The sequence below is a fragment of the Mesorhizobium sp. M1E.F.Ca.ET.063.01.1.1 genome (assembly GCF_003998155.1).
GTDB lineage: Bacteria > Pseudomonadota > Alphaproteobacteria > Rhizobiales > Rhizobiaceae > Mesorhizobium.
In genome coordinates, this window is the sequence record NZ_RZSC01001157.1 from 1 (window position 1) to 1,264 (window position 1,264).

The following is a 1,264-nucleotide window of genomic DNA, read 5'->3' on the forward strand; positions in this document are numbered from 1 at the left end:
GGTGGCCTTCAGGCCGGGGCGCTGGAAGCTCTTCCCGACTGCCTGACACATCTTTCTGCCTGCCGCTCTCCGCTGGCGCCCGCCGGCGCCGCGATGAATCTGCTTGGAAGAAAATCCCGCCAAACAGCTGTTTGGGCGACGCTTTTTCCTGGCGCCTGCCATCCACCCGGACCGCGTGCCTCGTCGGACCAGACTTTCCTTCTTATGGTCGCATTATAGTTTCTGACTGTTCCGAAGGAGACCTGTTTTCATGAAGCGCCTATTGCTCGGCATCGCCGCTCTCGCCGGCCTCGTCCTCGCCTCCTCCCAAGCCTGGTCGGCCGACAAGCTGTTGAATGCCTCATACGACGTTGGCCGCGAATTGTTCGCCGACATCAACAAGGCCTTCATCGCCAAGCATCCTGGCGTGACGGTCGATCAGTCCCACGCCGGCGCCTCGGCGCAGGCGCGCGCCGTCGCCGATGGCCTGGGTGCCGATGTCGTCACCTTCAACCAGGTCACCGACGTCGATTTCCTGGTCAACAAGGGGCTGGTCTCGGCGGATTGGCAGAAGGATTTCCCGGATAACGCCTCGCCCTTCTATTCGCTGCCGTCCTTCCTGGTGCGCGCCGGCAATCCCAAGCACATCAAGGACTGGAGCGACCTGGTGCGCGACGACGTGCAGGTGATCTTCCCCAACCCGAAGACATCGGGCAACGCGCGCTACACCTATCTCGCCGCCACCGCTTACGCCAAGGAGGCTTTCAAGGGCGACGACGCCAAGGTGAAGGAGTTCATCACCAAGCTGTTCAACAACGTGCCGATCTTCGACACCGGTGGCCGCGCCGCCACCACCACCTTCGTCCAGCGCGAGATAGGCGACGTGCTGATCACCTTCGAATCCGAAACGCGCGGCATCCGCAAGGAATATGGCGACGACAAATTCGAGCAGGTCACGCCTTCGGTCAGCCTGCTCGCCGAATTCCCGGTGGCGATCGTCGACAAGGTCGCCGACGAGCACGGCAGCCGCGATCTCGCCAAGGCCTATCTCGACTTCCTCTATTCGCCGGAGGGTCAGGACATCGCCGCCCGCAACGGCCTGCGGGCTCGCGACGCCTCGGTTGCCGCCAAATACAAGGCCGATTTTCCCGACGTCCGCCTGTTGACGGTGGACGAGGTCTTCGGCGGCTGGGACAAGGTGCAGAAGGAGCATTTCGCGGCCGGCGGCCTGCTCGATCAGGCCTACGCCGGCCACTAGCTCCTCAATCATAGAGCGCAGGAGAGC

2 protein-coding genes are annotated in these 1,264 nt (G+C 63.0%); both read left to right on the top strand.

Going from position 1 to position 1,264, the window contains the following annotated elements; all coding sequences use genetic code 11:
- On the top strand, nt 1–219 hold a 219-nt coding region (locus EOA29_RS42485; protein ID WP_210213228.1), incomplete at its 5' end, for a hypothetical protein.
- A 31-nt stretch (nt 220–250) separates the two neighbouring features.
- Nucleotides 251–1,237, top strand: coding sequence for a sulfate ABC transporter substrate-binding protein (locus EOA29_RS36860; protein ID WP_126093005.1), 987 nt, complete (start codon nt 251–253; stop codon nt 1,235–1,237).
- The last annotated feature ends 27 nt before the right edge of the window (nt 1,238–1,264 follow it).